Annotated in this window: 13 protein-coding genes; 8 read left to right on the top strand and 5 right to left on the bottom strand. The window is 76.2% G+C overall.

Annotated elements, in window-relative coordinates:
• The first annotated feature begins 222 nt into the window (after window positions 1-222).
• Genes AC069X_RS03655 through AC069X_RS03645 form a run of 3 tightly spaced genes read left to right on the top strand, consistent with a single transcriptional unit; the run spans window position 223 to window position 4,744 of the window.
• A complete protein-coding gene (locus AC069X_RS03655; RefSeq protein ID WP_478724671.1) occupies window positions 223-1,050 on the top strand; it encodes an FAD binding domain-containing protein in 828 nt (275 codons plus the stop codon).
• Window positions 1,047-3,776, top strand: coding sequence for a molybdopterin-dependent oxidoreductase (locus tag AC069X_RS03650; protein WP_478724669.1), 2,730 nt, complete (start codon window positions 1,047-1,049; stop codon window positions 3,774-3,776). Before AC069X_RS03655 ends, AC069X_RS03650 begins: the two co-directional genes overlap by 4 nt.
• Window positions 3,773-4,744 carry an antibiotic biosynthesis monooxygenase gene (locus AC069X_RS03645; RefSeq protein WP_478724667.1) on the top strand — a complete coding sequence of 324 codons (972 nt, stop codon included), beginning with the start codon at window positions 3,773-3,775 and terminating at the stop codon, window positions 4,742-4,744. The genes AC069X_RS03650 and AC069X_RS03645 overlap by 4 nt, the downstream gene beginning before the upstream one ends.
• Here the strand turns inward: AC069X_RS03645 and AC069X_RS03640 are convergent.
• Window positions 4,733-5,239, bottom strand: a complete 507-nt coding sequence (locus AC069X_RS03640) for an SRPBCC family protein (protein ID WP_478724665.1) — start codon at window positions 5,237-5,239, stop codon at window positions 4,733-4,735. The two genes, AC069X_RS03645 and AC069X_RS03640, sit on opposite strands and share 12 nt — an antisense overlap.
• 55 nt (window positions 5,240-5,294) lie before the next feature.
• Complete coding sequence (locus AC069X_RS03635) at window positions 5,295-6,302, bottom strand: NUDIX domain-containing protein (protein ID WP_478724664.1); 1,008 nt, start codon at window positions 6,300-6,302, stop codon at window positions 5,295-5,297.
• 254 nt (window positions 6,303-6,556) lie between these two features.
• On the opposite strand from AC069X_RS03635, the gene AC069X_RS03630 reads away from it, so the two are divergent.
• The 4 genes from AC069X_RS03630 to AC069X_RS03615 all read left to right on the top strand — a co-directional run bounded on the left by AC069X_RS03630 (window position 6,557) and on the right by AC069X_RS03615 (window position 12,240).
• Window positions 6,557-7,063 (top strand): hypothetical protein, encoded by a 507-nt coding sequence (locus tag AC069X_RS03630; RefSeq protein WP_478724662.1) that lies wholly within the window; start codon window positions 6,557-6,559, stop codon window positions 7,061-7,063.
• A gap of 112 nt (window positions 7,064-7,175) precedes the next feature.
• Window positions 7,176-7,595: a hypothetical protein gene (locus AC069X_RS03625; RefSeq protein ID WP_478724660.1), complete on the top strand. Its 420-nt coding sequence runs from the start codon at window positions 7,176-7,178 to the stop codon at window positions 7,593-7,595.
• 80 nt (window positions 7,596-7,675) lie between these two features.
• Complete coding sequence (locus AC069X_RS03620) at window positions 7,676-9,418, top strand: RNA ligase family protein (RefSeq protein WP_478724658.1); 1,743 nt, start codon at window positions 7,676-7,678, stop codon at window positions 9,416-9,418.
• On the top strand, window positions 9,418-12,240 hold the full coding sequence (locus AC069X_RS03615) for a poly(A) polymerase (protein ID WP_478724656.1): 2,823 nt from the start codon (window positions 9,418-9,420) through the stop codon (window positions 12,238-12,240). The genes AC069X_RS03620 and AC069X_RS03615 overlap by 1 nt, the downstream gene beginning before the upstream one ends.
• Window positions 12,241-12,390: 150 nt before the next feature.
• Here the strand turns inward: AC069X_RS03615 and AC069X_RS03610 are convergent, their stop codons facing one another.
• A complete protein-coding gene (locus AC069X_RS03610) occupies window positions 12,391-13,308 on the bottom strand; it encodes an NADP-dependent oxidoreductase (RefSeq protein WP_478725105.1) in 918 nt (305 codons plus the stop codon).
• 136 nt (window positions 13,309-13,444) lie between these two features.
• Complete coding sequence (locus AC069X_RS03605) at window positions 13,445-14,521, bottom strand: RNA ligase (ATP) (RefSeq protein WP_478724654.1); 1,077 nt, start codon at window positions 14,519-14,521, stop codon at window positions 13,445-13,447.
• 140 nt (window positions 14,522-14,661) lie between these two features.
• Here AC069X_RS03605 and AC069X_RS03600 point away from each other — a divergent pair, with 140 nt between their 5' ends.
• Window positions 14,662-15,405, top strand: coding sequence for an SDR family NAD(P)-dependent oxidoreductase (locus AC069X_RS03600; RefSeq protein ID WP_478724652.1), 744 nt, complete (start codon window positions 14,662-14,664; stop codon window positions 15,403-15,405).
• Window positions 15,406-15,426: 21 nt separating this feature from the next.
• On the opposite strand, the gene AC069X_RS03595 is transcribed toward AC069X_RS03600, so the two are convergent.
• Entirely contained in the window at window positions 15,427-16,170 is a 744-nt protein-coding gene (locus tag AC069X_RS03595) for a peptidoglycan-binding domain-containing protein (protein ID WP_478724651.1), read from the bottom strand.
• Window positions 16,171-16,234: the final 64 nt, after the last annotated feature.

Here is a 16,234-nt window from a genome sequence, read left to right as displayed (position 1 = left end):
AGGGGGGGGGGGACAAGACAGGAGGGCAAGAAACCCACCCCCCAAACCCCAACAGGGACGGGGGTGGGGGGTCCGGGCTCGGGGGGGGGGGGGTGGGCCCCCCCGCCCTATCCTGGAAGTGGATCTCCGTGCCCGCCGCCCCCTCCGAGGAGCCGGCGCCGCGGTGCACCGGTCCGCGTGGGTGGCCGTCCGCGATCTCCGTCAGGAGGGGGACCCGTCCCCATGGACCTCAACACCATCACCGAAGTCGTCCGCCGCCCCTCCGGCCACCCGGGTACGCACTGGCGCGAGGGCGACGCCTGGCTCGCCGGCGGTACCTGGCTGTACTCCGCGGAGCAGCCGCACCTGCGGCGGCTGATCGACCTGACCGCCCTGCCCTGGGAGCACCTCGTCCCCGGTGACGCGGGCCTGGAGATCGGCGCGACCTGCACGGTCCGCGAGCTGTACGCCTTCCGCCCGCCGCCCGAGTGGACCGCGGGCGCCCTGATCCCGGTGGCCTGCGAGGCGTTCCTGTCCTCGTTCAAGGTCTGGAACGCCGCCACCGTCGGCGGCAACGTCTGCATGTCGCTCCCCGCCGGCCCGATGATCACGCTCTCGGTCGCCCTGGAGGCCCGCTGCGAGCTGTGGGCCGCCGACGGCTCGGTGCGCACCGTCGACGCCCTCGACTTCGTGACCGGCGACCACCGCAACGTCCTCGCCCCCGGGGAGCTGCTGCGGCGGATCGACGTCCCCGCGCACGCCCTGGCCAAGCGCGCCGCGCACCGGCGCTTCAGCCTGACCCGCCTCGGCCGCTCGACGGTGTTCCTGATCGGTACGCACACCCCCGGGACCGGCAACCTGCTGCTCACCGTGACCGCGGGTACCACCCGGCCGGTGCGGTTCGCCTTCGAGGACATGCCCGACGCCCTGACCCTGCGGCAGAGCATCGACGCGATCCCCTCCAACGTCTGGTTCGCCGACCCCAACGGGACCCCCGACCACCGTCGCCACCTGACCCGGCACTTCGCCGAGGAGATCCGGCGCGAACTGACCGACGGGGGCCCGGCATGACCTACCTCGTCAACGGCAGGGAGTTCGCGGAGGAGCCCGCCCCGGGCCAGTGCCTGCGCACCTTCCTGCGCTCCCTCGGGCACTTCGGCGTGAAGAAGGGCTGCGACGCGGGCGACTGCGGGGCGTGCACCGTGTGGCTGGACGGGGTCCCCGTGCACAGCTGCATCACCCCGGCCTTCCGCGCGGAGGGCCGTGCGGTGACCACGGTCGAGGGGCTCGGCTCGCCCGGCGACCTGCACCCCGTGCAACGGCGGTTCCGCGACGCTCCGGGCTTCCAGTGCGGCTTCTGCACCGCCGGGATGATCATGACCTCGGCGGCCTTCACCGAGGCCCAGAAGGCCGACCTGCCGAGGGCCCTGAAGGGCAACCTGTGCCGCTGCACGGGCTACCGGGCCATCGAGGACGCCATCCGGGGCGTCGCGCACGTGGAGACGGCCGCGCCGGGCCGGGCGGTGGGGACGAGCGTCGGTGCCCCGGCGGCCGAGGACGTGGTGACCGGGCGCGCCGAGTTCACGATGGACACCCGGATCGAGGGGCTGCTGCACCTCAAGGTGCTGCACTCGCCGCACGCCCACGCGCGGATCGTGTCGGTCGACAAGTCCGCCGCGCTCGCGGTGCCCGGCGTGCTGCGCGTCTACTCCTGGGAGGACGTGCCCCGCAGGCGGTTCACCACCGCCATCCACACCGACCACCTGGTCGATCCGGACGACACGTACATCCTCGACGACACGGTGCGCTTCGTCGGCCAGCGCGTCGTGGCGGTCCTGGCGGAGACGCCCGGCGCGGCGGAGGAGGGCTGCCGCAGGGTGGCCGTGGAGTACGAGGTGCTGCGGGCGGTGTTCGATCCCGAGGAGGCCATGGCCGACGGGGCGCCGCAGCTGCACGGCGCGGAGGACCCGTTCGTCCGCGACAGCGTCCACAACCTGCTCCTGGAGATCCACGCGCACATCGGCGACGTCGAGGCCGGTTTCGCGGCGGCCGACGTCGTGCACGAGGGCACGTACTCCTCCCCGCGCGTGCAGCACGCGCACCTGGAGACGCACGGCTCGATCGCCTGGACGGAGGACGGCCGGCTGCACGTGCGCACCAGCTCCCAGTCGCCGTCGATCGCGAAGGTCAAGCTGGCCTACCTGTTCGCCCTGCGGCCCGATCAACTGCGGGTGTTCTGCAAGCGCGTGGGCGGCGGGTTCGGCGGCAAGCAGGAGGTGATCACGGAGGACCTGGCCGCGCTGGCCGCGCTCGACACCGGCCGTCCCGTCTGTTACGAGTTCACGCGCGAGGAGGAGTTCACCACCGCCTCGCCCCGGCATCCGATGAGGCTGACGGTCCGGCTCGGCGCGAAGGCCGACGGCACCCTCACCGCCTTCCAGGTCCGCAACATGTCCAACACCGGCGCGTACGGCAACCACGGCGGGGAGACCCTGTACGCGGGCGGCGCCGCCGTCATGCTCTACCGCTGCCCCAACAAGAAGTACGACGCGTACTCCGTCTACACCAACACCGTCCCGAGCGGGGCGCTGCGCGGCTACGGGATGACCCAGCCGGCCTTCGCCGTGGAGTCGGCGATGGACGAGCTGGCGCTCGCCCTGCACATGGACCCCCTGGAGCTGCGGCGCCGCAACATCGTGCGGCCGGGCGATCCGCTCGTCGCGATGCACGAAGGCCCCGACGACGTGATGTTCAACGAGGACGGGCTCGGCAAGTGCCTCGACCTGGTGGCGGGCGCGCTGGCCCGGACGGCCGGCGCGCCCTCCCCCGGGCCGGGGTGGCTCACGGGGACCGGGGTGGCGTGCTCGCTGCACGAGACCGCCCCGCCGACCGAGCACGTCTCCGAGGCGTGGATCACGCTCGGCGACGACCTGGTGTACGAACTGTCCGTCGGGACGGTCGAGTTCGGCGAGGGTACCTCCACCGCGCACGTCCAGATCGCGGCGACCCAGCTGGGTACGACGCCGTCGCGGATCCGTCTCGTCCAGTCCGACACCGACCTCACCGGGTTCGACACCGGCGCCTTCGCCAGCGCCGGGCTGTTCGTGGCGGGCAACGCGGTGCTGCGGGCGGCCGGCGCGGTGCGCGACCGGATCCTGGAGTTCGCCGCCGCGCACACGGGCGTCCACGTGGTGATGTGCACGATGGAGGACGAGTACGTCGTCTGCGGCGACGACCGGGTCGCGCTGGCCGAGCTCGTCGCCCTGGCGCGGGCGCGCGGCATCCGGTTCACGGCGGCCCGCAAGGCGTACGGATCGCCCCGCAGCGTCACCTCCAACGCCCAGGGGTTCCGCATCGCCGTGCACCCGGTGACGGGCGAGATCCGGATCCTCTACAGCGTCCAGGCGGCCGACGCCGGCGTGCTGATCAACCCCGAGCAGGTCCGGGGCCAGGTGGAGGGGGGCGTGGCCCAGGGGATCGGGTTCGCGCTGACCGAGAACCACCTGATCGACGCGACCGGCGCGATGGCCAATCCGAACCTGCGCAACTACCGCATCCCGGCCTTCGCGGACGTGCCGCGCACCGAGGTGCTGCTGGTGGGCTCGGCGGACTCGGTCGGGGCCATGCGCTCGAAGGGCATGGCGGAGTGCTGCATCAATCCGGTGGCCCCGGCCCTGGCGAACGCGCTGCGCGACGCCACGGGCGTCCGCTTCCGGGAGCTGCCCCTGACCCCGGAGCGGATCTACGGCCGGCTGGGCGAGAGCAGCCCCGCGCGGGCGACGGGGCCGGGGCGATGACCGCCGCTCCCCGGCCGGACGCCTCGGCCACGGTGATCATCGGCCGGAAGGTGCTGCCCGGCAGGGAACGGGAGTACGAGCGGTGGCAGCACGGGGTCAACACCGCCGCCGCCGACTACCCCGGCTACCTGGGCGCCGAGGTGTCCCCGCCGACGCCGCTCCAGCCCGACTGGGTGGTGGTCTACCGGTTCGACTCGATCGCGCACCTCCAGGCGTGGATGAACGGGGCGACCCGGCAGCGGCTCCTCGGCGCCGGCGAGCAGTACTTCGACGGCCCCGCCACGCAGCAGGTCATCAGCGGCGGCTCGCAGCCCACGGACCCGCTGGTGACGGTGGTGGTCACCCACCGCGTCCGCCCGGAGCAGGTGGACGACTTCCTCGCCTGGCAGCGCCGCATGAGCCAGGAGGAGAGCAGGTTCGAGGGCTACCGGGGCAGCGAGGTCTTCCGCCCCGTCGAGGGCCTCCAGGACGAGTGGACGACCCTGTACCGGTACGACAACGCGGAGCACCTGGACGCCTGGCTGACCTCGGCAGAGCGCCAGGAGGTGCTGGCCGAGGGGCGGAAGTTCAACGAGTTCAAGCTGCGCACCATCGACAACTCCTTCGGCAGCTGGTTCGCGTTCGCGGGGAACGGCAGGGAGGCGCGGCCGCCGTCGGAGACCAAGACCGCCGTCGCGGTCTGGGTCGGCCTCTACCCGACGGTGGTGCTGCTGACGCTCGCCCTGCACCCGCTGGGGATGCCGCTCTGGCTGGGGCTGCTGGTGGGCAATCTCCTGTCGAGCTTCATCATGAGCTTCTTCACCATGCCCCGGTACGTGAACCCGCTGCTCAGGCGGTGGCTGCGGCCGGCGCCGCACGAGCCCGCGGCGCGCACCAACCTCATCGGGCTCGGGACCGTCGCGGTGGTGATGGTGTTCTGGGTGCTGGTGTTCTACGTGGTGACCACCCGGATCTGGTCACTGCCCTGAGTCCGGGGCCCGCTCCGGCTCGGGCAGCGGAGCCCCGGTCTCCAGCAGCGTCTTGAGGCTGGAGACCAGCATCGGCCAGGCCCCGGAGCACATGCCGATGAGGGTGCCGCCCGGGGTGAACCCCTCGTGGCGGACGGTGAGCCGGGCGAGGGTGTCCCCGACCGGCTCGATCTCGTACGTCACCCGCGTGCGCGGCTCCTGCGCCAGCTCGGCCCGCAGTTCCTCGCCGATGCCGGCGGAGGCCGCCCACTGGGTGGTGAAGGTGTGCCAGGTGTAGGCGAGCAGGCGGTCCGGGACGCAGTCGAGCACCACCTGTTCGGGGTCGCTGGTGCGGGCGCCGCGCTCGACCCAGTCCATCGTCGAGCCCACCGCCCAGTCCGTCTCGAAGCTCAGGCCCCAGTAGCGGCGGGTGTACGCCGGGTCGGTGAGGGCCTGCCAGACCCGGGCGGGGTCGGCCTGGATGTAGACGGTGTAGTCGATCGCGCTGTCGGTCATGGCCCCATGCTGCGGGACCGGCCGCCGCGCGCCCGGCATTGGCGGGCCGGGTCCCTCACCAGCGCAGCCCCTGCTCGGGCAGTTCCGCCAGGGGGGTGCGCTGGGCGGCGGGCAGGCCGAGGTGGGCGCGGGCCGCGTGCACGGAGGCGACCTCGTCCCGCCCGGCCGGGCCCCAGTCGCTGAGCTCCCGTACCTGCTCGGGGGTGGCCAGCAGCCGGGCGTACGCGGGGTCCGCGGCCGGGGACACCGCCGTGAGCCGGGCCGCCGTCCGGGCGAGGGCGCCCCGGTCGGCGTACCGGTAGCCGAGCGGGAGCGCGCCGACGGCGGGCTCCGCCCGGGCGGAGGGCAGGTGGGCGGCGCCGGTGGCGCGGGCGACCAGCAGCAGGACACGCCCGTCGGGGGCGAAGAGCCAGCTGGTGTGGTCGTGTACGGGCAGGTGGGCGGGGACGGGGCCCGGGTGCCAGGTGCCGTGCTGGGGGGTGCGCCGGCTGCGCAGGACCCCGAGGCGGTCCAGGGCGGTGGGCGCGGTGGGGCGGCCGTCCTCCAGCAGGGCCGGGCCGGAGCCGTTGATCCGGGCGCGGAGCGCGGACAGGGCGCGGCGGGCGTCGCCCGCGTCCATCAGGGCGGGCAGGTCGGCGGGCTCGGCGAACTCGATGCCGGTGATCTCCTGGGCGGGCAGGCGGACGGACCGGATGCGCTCCGGGGTCCAGGTGCCGCCGTCGTAGACGTGCAGGATCTCGCCGGGGAAGCGCATCTCGGGCGGGATCCCGGGGACGTCGGCGGGGATCCAGTCGACGGCCAGCCCGCGCGGGTAGTGGCCGTCGACGCCGAGTTCCTCGCGCATCTCGCGGGCCGCGGCCGCCGAGGGGGCCTCGCCGGCGTCCACGGCGCCGCCCGGCAGCAGCCGGTCGGGGCGGTAGTCGACGCTCTGGACGAGGACCCGCCCGTCGGGATCGGTGACGAGGACGGTCGCTCCGGTCCAGAGGGAGGCGCGCGAGGCCCCGTACTCCGCCGGGGTCATCCAGGTGCCCGCCCGTCCGGGGTCGTCGGTCAGCTGCGGCATCGGTTCTCCGTTCACCGTGGGTGGACCAGCCGCCTGTGCAACACCGGGCCGGGCCACCGGGTTACGGCGGTTCCCCCCGGTTCGGGCTGATCTTCTTTGCCACCCCTATACCTCTTTATGGCCGGATTATGTAGATCTTGCTACGGTCCGTGCTGCGGACCGGTGGTGTGAAAGCGGCTGGTCCGACCACGTGAGCTCACCCGTCCGTGTGAGCGGGCGCGACCGGCGGCGCCCCGGTACGGCAGGGTGGGCGGATGCCGTCGCGCCGGACCCTGCCGCTGCCCCTGTCCCTGCTGCTCGCCGCGCTGGTGCCGGTCACCGGGTGCGTGACCGTGCGGGCCCCGGAGGCGGCGCCCGTGCCGGCGCCGGCCCGCACGGTGTGGGCGCCCCGGGAGCCGGTGGCGCAGGCGCTGCCGCTGGGGCCCGCGCCGGAGGAGGTCCCGCCGCCCCCCGCCGAAACCGCGGCACCGGCCCGGGAACCGGACCCGGCCCCGGCCCCGGCGGGTCCCGGGGCGCGGTCGCAGCCCGAGGCCCCGCGCCGTCCGCCGGCCCGCTCCGACGACCGGCCGCCGCGCCGCACCCCGGCCGAGCGGTCGGCCCGCCCGGCCCGCCGCGCCCCCGAGCCCGCCCCCAAGCCGCGCAAGCGGGAGCCCGCGCGGCCGGCGCCCCGGCCCGCGCCGCAGCGCTCGTACGACATGACCCCGCTGTGCGACGCGGCGCACGGCGTGGTGGACCCCGCCATCGCCGCCCTGTGCCGCTGAGCGGCCGGCCCGAGGAGCGGACCGGGAACCAAACCTGACCGGAACCCGTCCTTGAACGCGTTCAGTGATCATCTTTCAGGGGGCTCCCTTGTCCACTCGCCGCAGGAACACCGTGATCGGACTCTCGATCGGAGCGGCACTCGCACTGCTGTCGTGCGCGGGCTGGTTCATCCACCAGGCCGACCTCGAAACGAAGGGGAAGGCGTCCGCCCCCTGCGGCGAGGCCGCGCGCTTCCTGCACGCCCCGGGACTGCCCGAAGGCGCCCGGGACGCGCACTGCACCAGGGGCCAGTGGCAGACCACCTGGTACACCGTCGGCTTCCGGACCTCCCTCGCGGACGCCGAGGCCTGGCTGCGCGCCGCCTACCCGGGCGCGGAGGTCCGGAGCGACTGCGCCGGCGCGCGGCTCTGCTCGGAACCCGGCGTCCGCGGCGACGGCGGCCACCGCCTCTCGGACCACGTCAGCGTCGAGATCGGCGCCGAGGAGGACGGTCTCGTCCGCGTCCGGGTCTCCGGAGGGACGACGACCTGACCGGCCCCGAATTGGGTGGAAGCCCCCGCCGCGCCTCCCTACAGTGACCGGGCACCCCGTCCCTCCGGCTGGAGCCGATCATGCGTACGCACTACCCCCGCACGGCACACCTGCCGTGGTCCCCCGGCGCCACCGCGGACGACGTGCGCGCCGCCGGGACCCCGGCCCTGGCCGGACGCGAAGTCGTCGTGACCGAGAAGCTCGACGGGGAGAACACCACCCTGTACGCGGACGGGCTGCACGCCCGCTCGCTCGACTCCGCCCACCACCCCTCCCGCGCCTGGGTCAAGGGGCTCCAGGGCCGGATCGGCGCCGCGATACCGGCCGGGTGGCGGATCTGCGGGGAGAACGTGTACGCCCGCCACTCACTCGCCTACGAGGAACTCGACAGCTGGTTCTACGGGTTCTCGGTGTGGGACGGCGACCACTGCCTCGACTGGGACCGCACCGTGCGCTTCCTCGGCCGGATCGGCGTCCCCGCCCCCCGGGTGCTCTGGCGCGGCGTCTACGACGAACGGGCTCTGCGCAGGCTGCGGGTGGACACCACCCGTCAGGAGGGCTACGTCGTCCGGACGACGGCCGGCTTCGACCGCGCGGACTTCGGCCGGTACGTGGCCAAGTGGGTGCGGGGCGGCCACGTGCAGACCGGCACCCACTGGATGTACGCGCCCGTCGTGCCCAACGGGCTCGGCCCGGCCGCCCCCCTGTGGGCGGTCCGCTCCGGCTCCGAACCGGACCCGGCCGGGCTGCTGGCCGCCCTCGGGACGGAGGCGGCCGCCGACGCGGCGGCGGCGCACGCCGTCGCCGAGGTCACCGCCCGGCTCGACGGCGCGGGCCGCACCGGCGAGACCCGGCTGGCCGGCGTCCTCGCCGCCGCGCTGCACCGGGAGCCCCGGGCCGCCCTCGCCGCGCGGCTCGCGGCGGGCCCGCTCGGGATGCGCACCGCGCGCCGGGTGGCGGACCTGGTCGGGCTGTACCCGGCGCTGCGGCGGCCCTTCCCCGAGGAGGAACGGCGGTCCGGGCTGGTCCGGATGGCCGCGGCGGCCGACCTCGGGGTGCTGCACGCGCTGGCTTCGGCGCTGCCCGCGACGGCCGCCGAGCTGGAGTGCGCGGAGTGGTCCGCGCTGTGTGCCGAGGAGGCGGGCCTGCTCGGGCCGGACCCGCTGGGCGGCCTGCGGGCCGGTCTGCGCGAGGCCCTCGGCGGGCTGGAGGCGGACGCCGCCGACCGCTGCTGGGCGCAGGCCCGCGAGGCCTTCGGCCGGGGTGCGGTCTCCACCCCCCAGGAAGCGGTGGCCGCGACCTGGCGCTGGCGGGACGGCACCGCGTACCCGCGCCTGGTGCAGCTGTGCGGGCCCTCGGGCAGCGGCAAGAGCACCTTCGCCCGGAGCCTGCCCGGGGTGGACGCGTACATCGCCCTGGACGACCTGCGCGCCGACCGGGGTGCGCGCGCCGACCAGCGGGCCAATCCCGAGGTGCTGCGCGAGGGCCTGGAACGGCTGGACCGCGCCCTGGCCGCCGGGGGCACGGTGGTGTGGGACGCCACCTCCCTGACCGAGCAGCAGCGCGGCCTGGCCGGGGCGGTGGCCCGGCGCCGGGACGCGCTGGTCACCCGGGTGGTGGTCCTGGTCGGGGAGGCCGAGCTGAGCCGGCGCAACGGCGTGCGCCCGCACCCGGTGCCGGAGCCCGTACTGGCCGCGCAGCTGCGGCGGTTCAGCCCGCCGTACCCCGGACAGGCGCACCGTACGCACTACGTCGGGGCGGACGGGACGATCGAGGACACGGCCGGCTCGCTGGGGCGGGCCGGCGAGGTGGAGGACCTCTGATGCGCACCAGTGAGCAGCTCTACCACCAGGTCCGCTGGGACCCGCGCTTCGACCCGGCGCGGTTCACCCTCGGCCTCCTCCAGCGCGGGGCCGCCCCCAAGCGGGTGCCGCTGCCCTCCTTCGTGCCCGGCGGCGACATCCCCTGGCACCGGGTGCTGTTCGTCGAGGCGGACGGGGAGCTCGTGTGGGACCGGACCACCGGCGTGGACCGGATCGACTCGACGGCCGCCGGGCGGGTGCGGGAACAGCGGCTGCTGCGCGCCCCGTTCTTCACCGCCCGCACCCCGCACGCCTGGGAACCCGCGGCCGGTGCCTGGCTGCCCGTGCAGGCCGGACCGGCCGCCCGCCCTCCGGCGCAGGTGCGGCTGCTGACGTGGAACACCCTGTGGGACCGCTACGACGCCCCGCGCATCGCCACCGCCCGGCGCAGGCCTCTGCTGCTGGCCGACCTGGCGGTGTCCGGGGCCGACGTGATCGCGCTCCAGGAGGTCGAACCCGCGCTGCTGGCGCTGCTGCTGGCCGAGCCGTGGGTGCGGGACGGGTACGCGCTGGGCACCGATCCGAAGGGCCCGGACGTCGCGGCCAGCGGCCTGCTGGTGCTGAGCCGGCTCCCCGTGCGGGAGGCGGGGCTGCACGCGCTGGGCCCGCACAAGGCGGTCACCGCCGTCACCGTGGACACCGCGGGCGGGCCCCTGGTCGTCGCCGCGACCCACCTGACGAGCGACCACACCGAGAACGGCGCCGGCCTGCGGGAGGCCCAACTGGCGCGCCTCGCCGAGGGGCTGGGCGGGGTCGACGCCGGGGTGGCGCTGCTCGGCGACTTCAACGACGGCCGCTCCGGGCCCGAGGGGCCGGCGGCCGCGCTGGGCCTGCGGGACGCCTGGAACGAGGTACACGGCCCGCAGGACGACACCCCGACCTTCGACCCGGCGGCCAACCCCCTGGCAGCCGTGGGCTCCCTGTCGGGCCGGTCGGCCCGGCTGGACCGGATCCTGCTGCGCCCCTCCGGCGGCGCCCGGGTGCGGACGGCGGCGCTGCGGGGCGACTCCCCGGGACCCGGCGGACTGTTCGTCTCCGACCACTTCGGGGTGGAGGCCACCGTGGAGTACGCGGAACCGGACGCGGGGCCCGCGCGGTGCGGCGTACCGGCGACGGCCCGGACGGCGGTGGCGTGGCTGGCGCCGCCCGATCCGGTGGTCGGGGAGCTGCGCCGGGCGCACGACCCGCAGGCGGACCGCTGGCCGGCGCACGTGAACCTGCTGTTCGGCTTCGTGCCGGAGTCCTCCTTCGAGGAGGCGCTGCCGCTGCTGGCGGAGGTCGCCGCGGCGACGGAGCCGTTCACCGCCCGGCTGGAGGGGGTGCAGTCCTTCGGGCACCGGGAGGACGCCACCCTGTGGCTGGACCCGGCGGCGGGGGCGGGAGGCGACCTGCCGTGGCAGGAGCTGCGCCGCGCCCTCGCCGACCGGTTCCCGGGCTGCCGGGGGCGGGCGGAGGGCTGGACCCCGCACCTGACGCTGGGCCGCAGCACGGATCCGCGGCGGACGGAGCGGGAGTTCGCGGAGCGGCTCGGTCCCGGCGGGCCCCGTCCGGCCCGGGTCGGGGAACTCGCGGTGCTGTCGCGGCGCGGGGACGGGCCGATGCGGGTACGGGCGGTGGTGGAGCTGGGCACCGGCACCGTGCGCGTGCCCCGGCCGGACGGCCCGGCGGAGGCCGCCGAGGCGCCCGGCGCCGCCGAGGAGCTGGCCGCGCGGATCGCGGCGGCCCTGCCCGAGGGGCTGGTGCGGACGGCGGGCTCCCGCGGCATGGGCTGCGCCCTGCCGGGGGCCGACCTGGACCTCGTGGCCGTGCTGCCGGGCCCGGCGGACGCCGCCGGGGTGCGGGCGCGGGTGGCGGCCGCGCTGCCGGAGGCCCGGCGGCTGCGCGAGGTGACGGGCGCCCGGGTCCCGGGGCTGCGGCTGCGGGCGTCCGGCCTGGACGTGGACCTGGTGCTGGTGGGCGCCGGGCCGCTGGACCCGGAGCGGGCCGTGGCCCGGCGGGCGGAGCTGGGCGAGGCGGCGGCCGTGGCGCTGAGCGCGCTCGACGACGCCGACGCGGTACGGGAGTCCGTGGGCGACGCCCACGCGGCCTTCGCCGGGCTGGCGCGGGAGGTCAAGGCCTGGGCCCGGGCGCGCGGCCTGGACTCGGCGCCCTTCGGGGGGCTGCCGGGGCTCGCCTGGGCGGTGCTCGCGGCGCGGACCGTGCGGGAGGCGCGGGACCGCTCCCCCGCCGGGCTGCGGCGGGAGTTCTTCGGCACCTGGGCCGCCTGGGACTGGAGCGAGCCGGTGGCCCTGCGCCCGTCGGGCGGGGCCGGCCGCTCCCCGGACCCGGTGACGGTCCTGACCCCCTGTCCGCCGGTCCGCAGCTGCACCGCGCAGGTGGGGGCGGGCCTGCGGGACCTGCTGGTCCAGGAGCTGTACCGGGCCTGGGAGGTGCTGGAGGCGGACCCGGAGGACCTCGGCCGGCTGCTGACGCCGCCGCCGCTGCACCGGCGGCACGCGGCGTGGGCGGTGGTGACCGTACGGGCCGGTGCGGCCGCGGAGTTCGAGGAGCGGCTGGGCTGGACGCGGGGCCGGATGCGGGCCCTGCTCGCCGGGCTCCCGGACGCCCATGCCTGGCCCCGCCCGTTCGAGCGGACCGCGACGCTGGCCCGCTACGCGGTCGGCCTGGGTCCGACCCCGCCGGACGCCGCCGCGCTGGCCGCCGTGGCCGGCCCGTGGGCGGCGTCGCTGCCGGGGGTCGAGGTGGAGCGGGCCCGGTCGGGGGAGGTACCGGACCTGCCCTGAGGGCGGCCGTCCCGCGCGGGCGGCGCCGCGAGGGCCTCGGTCTCCGTGCGGGAGTCTCCGTGGGGGGCCTCCGGTCGGGGGCGCCTCTGTGCGGGGGCCTCCGGTCGGGGGCGCCTCGTGTGGGGGCTCCGCGCCCCGGGCGGCCGGTCCTCACACCTCGACGACGATCTTGCCCGCCGTGTGGCCCTCCTGGCTGAGGGCGAAGGCGGCCGCGAGTTCGGTGAGCGGGTAGGTCTCGGCGACCGTCACCGTCAGGCGGCCCTCGTCGGCGAGGCGGCCCAGGGCCGCGAGGTCCCGGGAGTCGGGGCGGACCCAGATCCACCGGCCGCCCGCGCCCAGGACCGTGTGGTCGGCGATGGAGGCGTGGCGTCCGCCGTCGGCGAGGACGGCCCGGGTGACGTCGAGGACGCCGCCGACGAAGTCCGCCACCACGGTGACCCCGTCGGGGGCGAGGGCACGGACGCGTTCCGTCAGGCCGTCCCCGTAGGCGACGGGTTCGCAGCCGAGGGCGGCGAGCCGCTCGTGGTTGCGCGGGGAGGCGGTGCCGATCACCCGGGCCCCGAGGGCCCGGGCGATCTGGACGCCGAGGGAGCCCACGCCGCCGGCCGCGCCGTGCACCAGGACCGTGTCGCCTGCGCCGGTGCCGAGCCGGGTGAGCAACTGGTACGCGGTGAGCCCGGCCAGCGGCAGGCCCGCCGCCTGCCGCCAGTCCAGTGAGGCGGGCTTGGCCGCGAGGCACCGTACCGGGACGGAGACGTACTCGGCGAAGGTGCCGCCGTGCACCCAGTCCTTGCGGGCGTACCCCATGACCTCGTCGCCGGCCGTGAACTCGGGGGCGTCGATGCCGGCCCGTTCGACGGTGCCCGCCACGTCCCAGCCCGGCACGACGGGGAACTCGACCTCCATCAGGCCGTCGAGCCCGCCCGACATGATCTTCCAGTCGACGGGGTTGACCGCCGCGCAGCGGACCCGGACGAGGACCTCGCCCGGGGCGACCTTGGGGAGGGGGAGGCGGGTCTCGGCGAGCACCTCCGTCCCGCCGTACGTCTCGTACGCCATCGCCCGCATGGTGCCCTCGGTGTCCTGCGACATGGAATCGGCCTCTCCGTGAACCCGAACCGACGGAATCGCCCCTTCCCCATCCCACCACGGGAGGCCGCCCGGGCCGCTGAGCGCAACGCCGCCGGCGGCGCCGCGCGTCGGCTCACTCGTACTCGGTGCCGCCCTTGCGCGTGAGGTAGGCGGGGCTGACCGCCTTCGCGATGGCGCGCCCGCCGACCACCGGGCTGTACCGCTCGGCCGCCGGCCGGATGACGACCCCCTCGCGCAGGTGCAGCCCGCGCCCGGACACGGTCTCCCGGCCGCTCGCCAGCTCCAGCACCGCCTCCAGGGCGTACGGCCCCTCGAAGAGCCGGGGCACCAGCGGGAGTTCGCCGTCCCGGAGGACCTCCGCCGGATCCAGCCAGCGCACCTGTCCGTCGATCTCGGCCGATACGTCGAAGACGGCGTATCCGGGCGGGGTGTCGGCCGTCGCGGCCTTCACCCCGTACGCCAGGTCCTGCACCCCGGCCCCGTACACCTCGCCGAAGACACCGACCCTGCTCGCGCCCAGCCGCTCGGCGAGCCGGGCCGCGACGCCGTCGACGCCGTGGCCGCGTACGGCACGCCAGTAGACGTTGCGCTCGTCCTCCTTGAGCGCCAGCCCCTTGGCGCCGACGCCCTTGGAGGAGACCAGCACCCGTCCGTCCGCGGCGACGTAGGTCAGCAGGCAGGCCGTGCCGTGGAGCTTCTCCGTGAGGACGACGGGCTCGCCCTCCTCGAAGATGCCCGGGTAGCGCTGGAGGTTCTCGATGTCCACCCACGGCAGCAGGTCGGGGGCCGGATCCACGTCGCCGGCCATGGTCGTGGGCACGGGCGGGGACCATTTGACGATGCCCAGGGCCTCCGCGAAGTCGGTGCCCTCCTTGGCCGCGAGGGCCAGGTCCAGTCCGGCCAGGGCGCGGGGCCGGCAGACCAGGCCCTGGGAGAGCTCGCCGCGCAGCCGGACCGCCTTGACCCGGTCGGCGGAGCTTCCGGCCAGCCGTCCGGTCAGTCCCAGTTCCTCGATCAAGGGAGCGGGCAGGACGGCTTGTTCGGGTATGTAGAGGGCGAAGTCCCCGGTGCGGTAGGCCCCCTTGGCGACGACGGCGCGGTAGAGACCCACCTGGGCCAGCTCCAGCGCGTCGGCGTTGGGGTGTTCGTGGACGGTCAGCTCTTCGACGGTGACTCGCAGGGTGGACACGGGCGCCTCCTGGGGCTCGGCGGTCGGTTCGACGTGCCAGGCCACTGTCGGCGCCGGCATTTGCGCTGGTCCAGCGGATTTCGGAGTGTTAGCCTGCGCCGCGGTCCAGCCCATCGCCCGTGCCCTCAACGGAGGTTCACATGTCACGTCGCCCCGTCACGGTCGTCACCGGCGGCAGCCGGGGCATCGGCGCCGCGGCCTGTGTGCGCCTCGCCGCCGACGGGCACGACCTGGTGCTCGGGTACGCCCGTGACGGGGCGGCCGCCGAGGCCACCGCGGAGCGCGTGCGGGCGGCGGGCGCGCGCTGCGTGACGGTGGCCGGGGACACCTCGCGGGAGGAGGCGGTGGAGCGGCTCTTCGACACCGCCGCGGCCGAACTCGGCCCCGTCACCGGCCTGGTGAACAACGCCGGGGTGACCGGCCCCCTGGGCCGGCTCGCCGACGCCCGGACCGAGGACCTGCGGCGGGTGGTGGAGGTGAACCTGCTCGGGTACCTGCTGTGCTGCCGCCGTGCCGCCCGGGACATGGCGCGCACCGGCGGCGGGGCCGTCGTGAACGTCTCCTCGGCGGCGGCGACGCTGGGCAGCCCCGGGGACTACGTCCACTACGCGGCGGCCAAGGCGGCCGTGGACGCGCTCACCGTGGGGCTGTCGAAGGAGCTGGGTCCGGACGGGATCCGGGTCAACGCCGTGGCGCCGGGCATCATCGAGACGGACATGCACGCGGCGATGGGCGATCCGGACCGGCCGGCGAAGGCGGCCGCCGGGATCCCGCTGGGCCGGCCGGGGCAGCCGGAGGAGGTCGCCGGGGCCATCGCCTGGCTGCTGTCCGGCGACGCCTCGTACACGACCGGAGCGGTGCTCCGGGTCTCCGGCGGCCGCTGACCGGGCGCGGGGACGCGCGGCTCAGCCGAAGGCCGCCTGGGTCGCCGGGCCGTAGACGCCGCTCGGGTCGCCCTTGATGTCCCGGTCCCGCTGGAGCTGCGCGACGCCGCGCTTGGTCTGCCCGTCGTAGACGCCGGTCACCCGGACGTACGTGAACCCCTGCCCGTAGAGCCGCTCCTGGAGGGCGGCCACCTCGGGCCCCTTGTCCCCCGGGCGCAGGGTCCCGGAGGACCCGGCCGGCGGCTTCGCGGCCCCTCCCGTGGCCGTGGGGCTCGTCGTGGGCTTCGCGGAGGACGCGGACGCGCTGGGGCTGCGCTTGGCGGAGGCCGAGGGGGACGCGCCGGCGGCCTGGCTCCGCACGTCGGGGTCCCCCGCGCCCGGGCTGCGTGCGGGCAGTGCCGGCAGGGCGAGGTCGGGGTGCGCCGAGGCGGGTGCGGCCTCCGGTTCGGGCCCGCCCAGCAGGAACACCAGCGAACCCGCCCCGGCCAGCGCCAGCACCGCGAGGACCGCGAGCGGCAGCCGGCTCCCGCGCCGCGCGTCCGCGCGACCGGCGGCCCGGGCGGGCGTACCGGCCGGGGCAGCGGACGGCGCGGGCGGCGCCTCGGCCGTGCGGGGCAGCGGCTGCGTCGTCTCCTCCAGGGACTCCGGCAGCGAGGGCCAGGCGGGGTAGGCCGAGGCGGACGGGTCCTCCGAGGCGGCGACGTAGGGGCGTACGAACAGCCGGTCGTCGGGCTCGGGGACGTTCTCATGGGGGTGTGGGGACACGGTTGTCTCCGGGCGCGGACGGGGGCCGGCGCGGCGGTGCGGTACCGGCCCCCGTCCAGCCGGT

The organism is Streptomyces sp. NPDC043896 (genome assembly GCF_056435605.1).
This window is presented reverse-complemented; position numbering and strand designations above follow the sequence as displayed.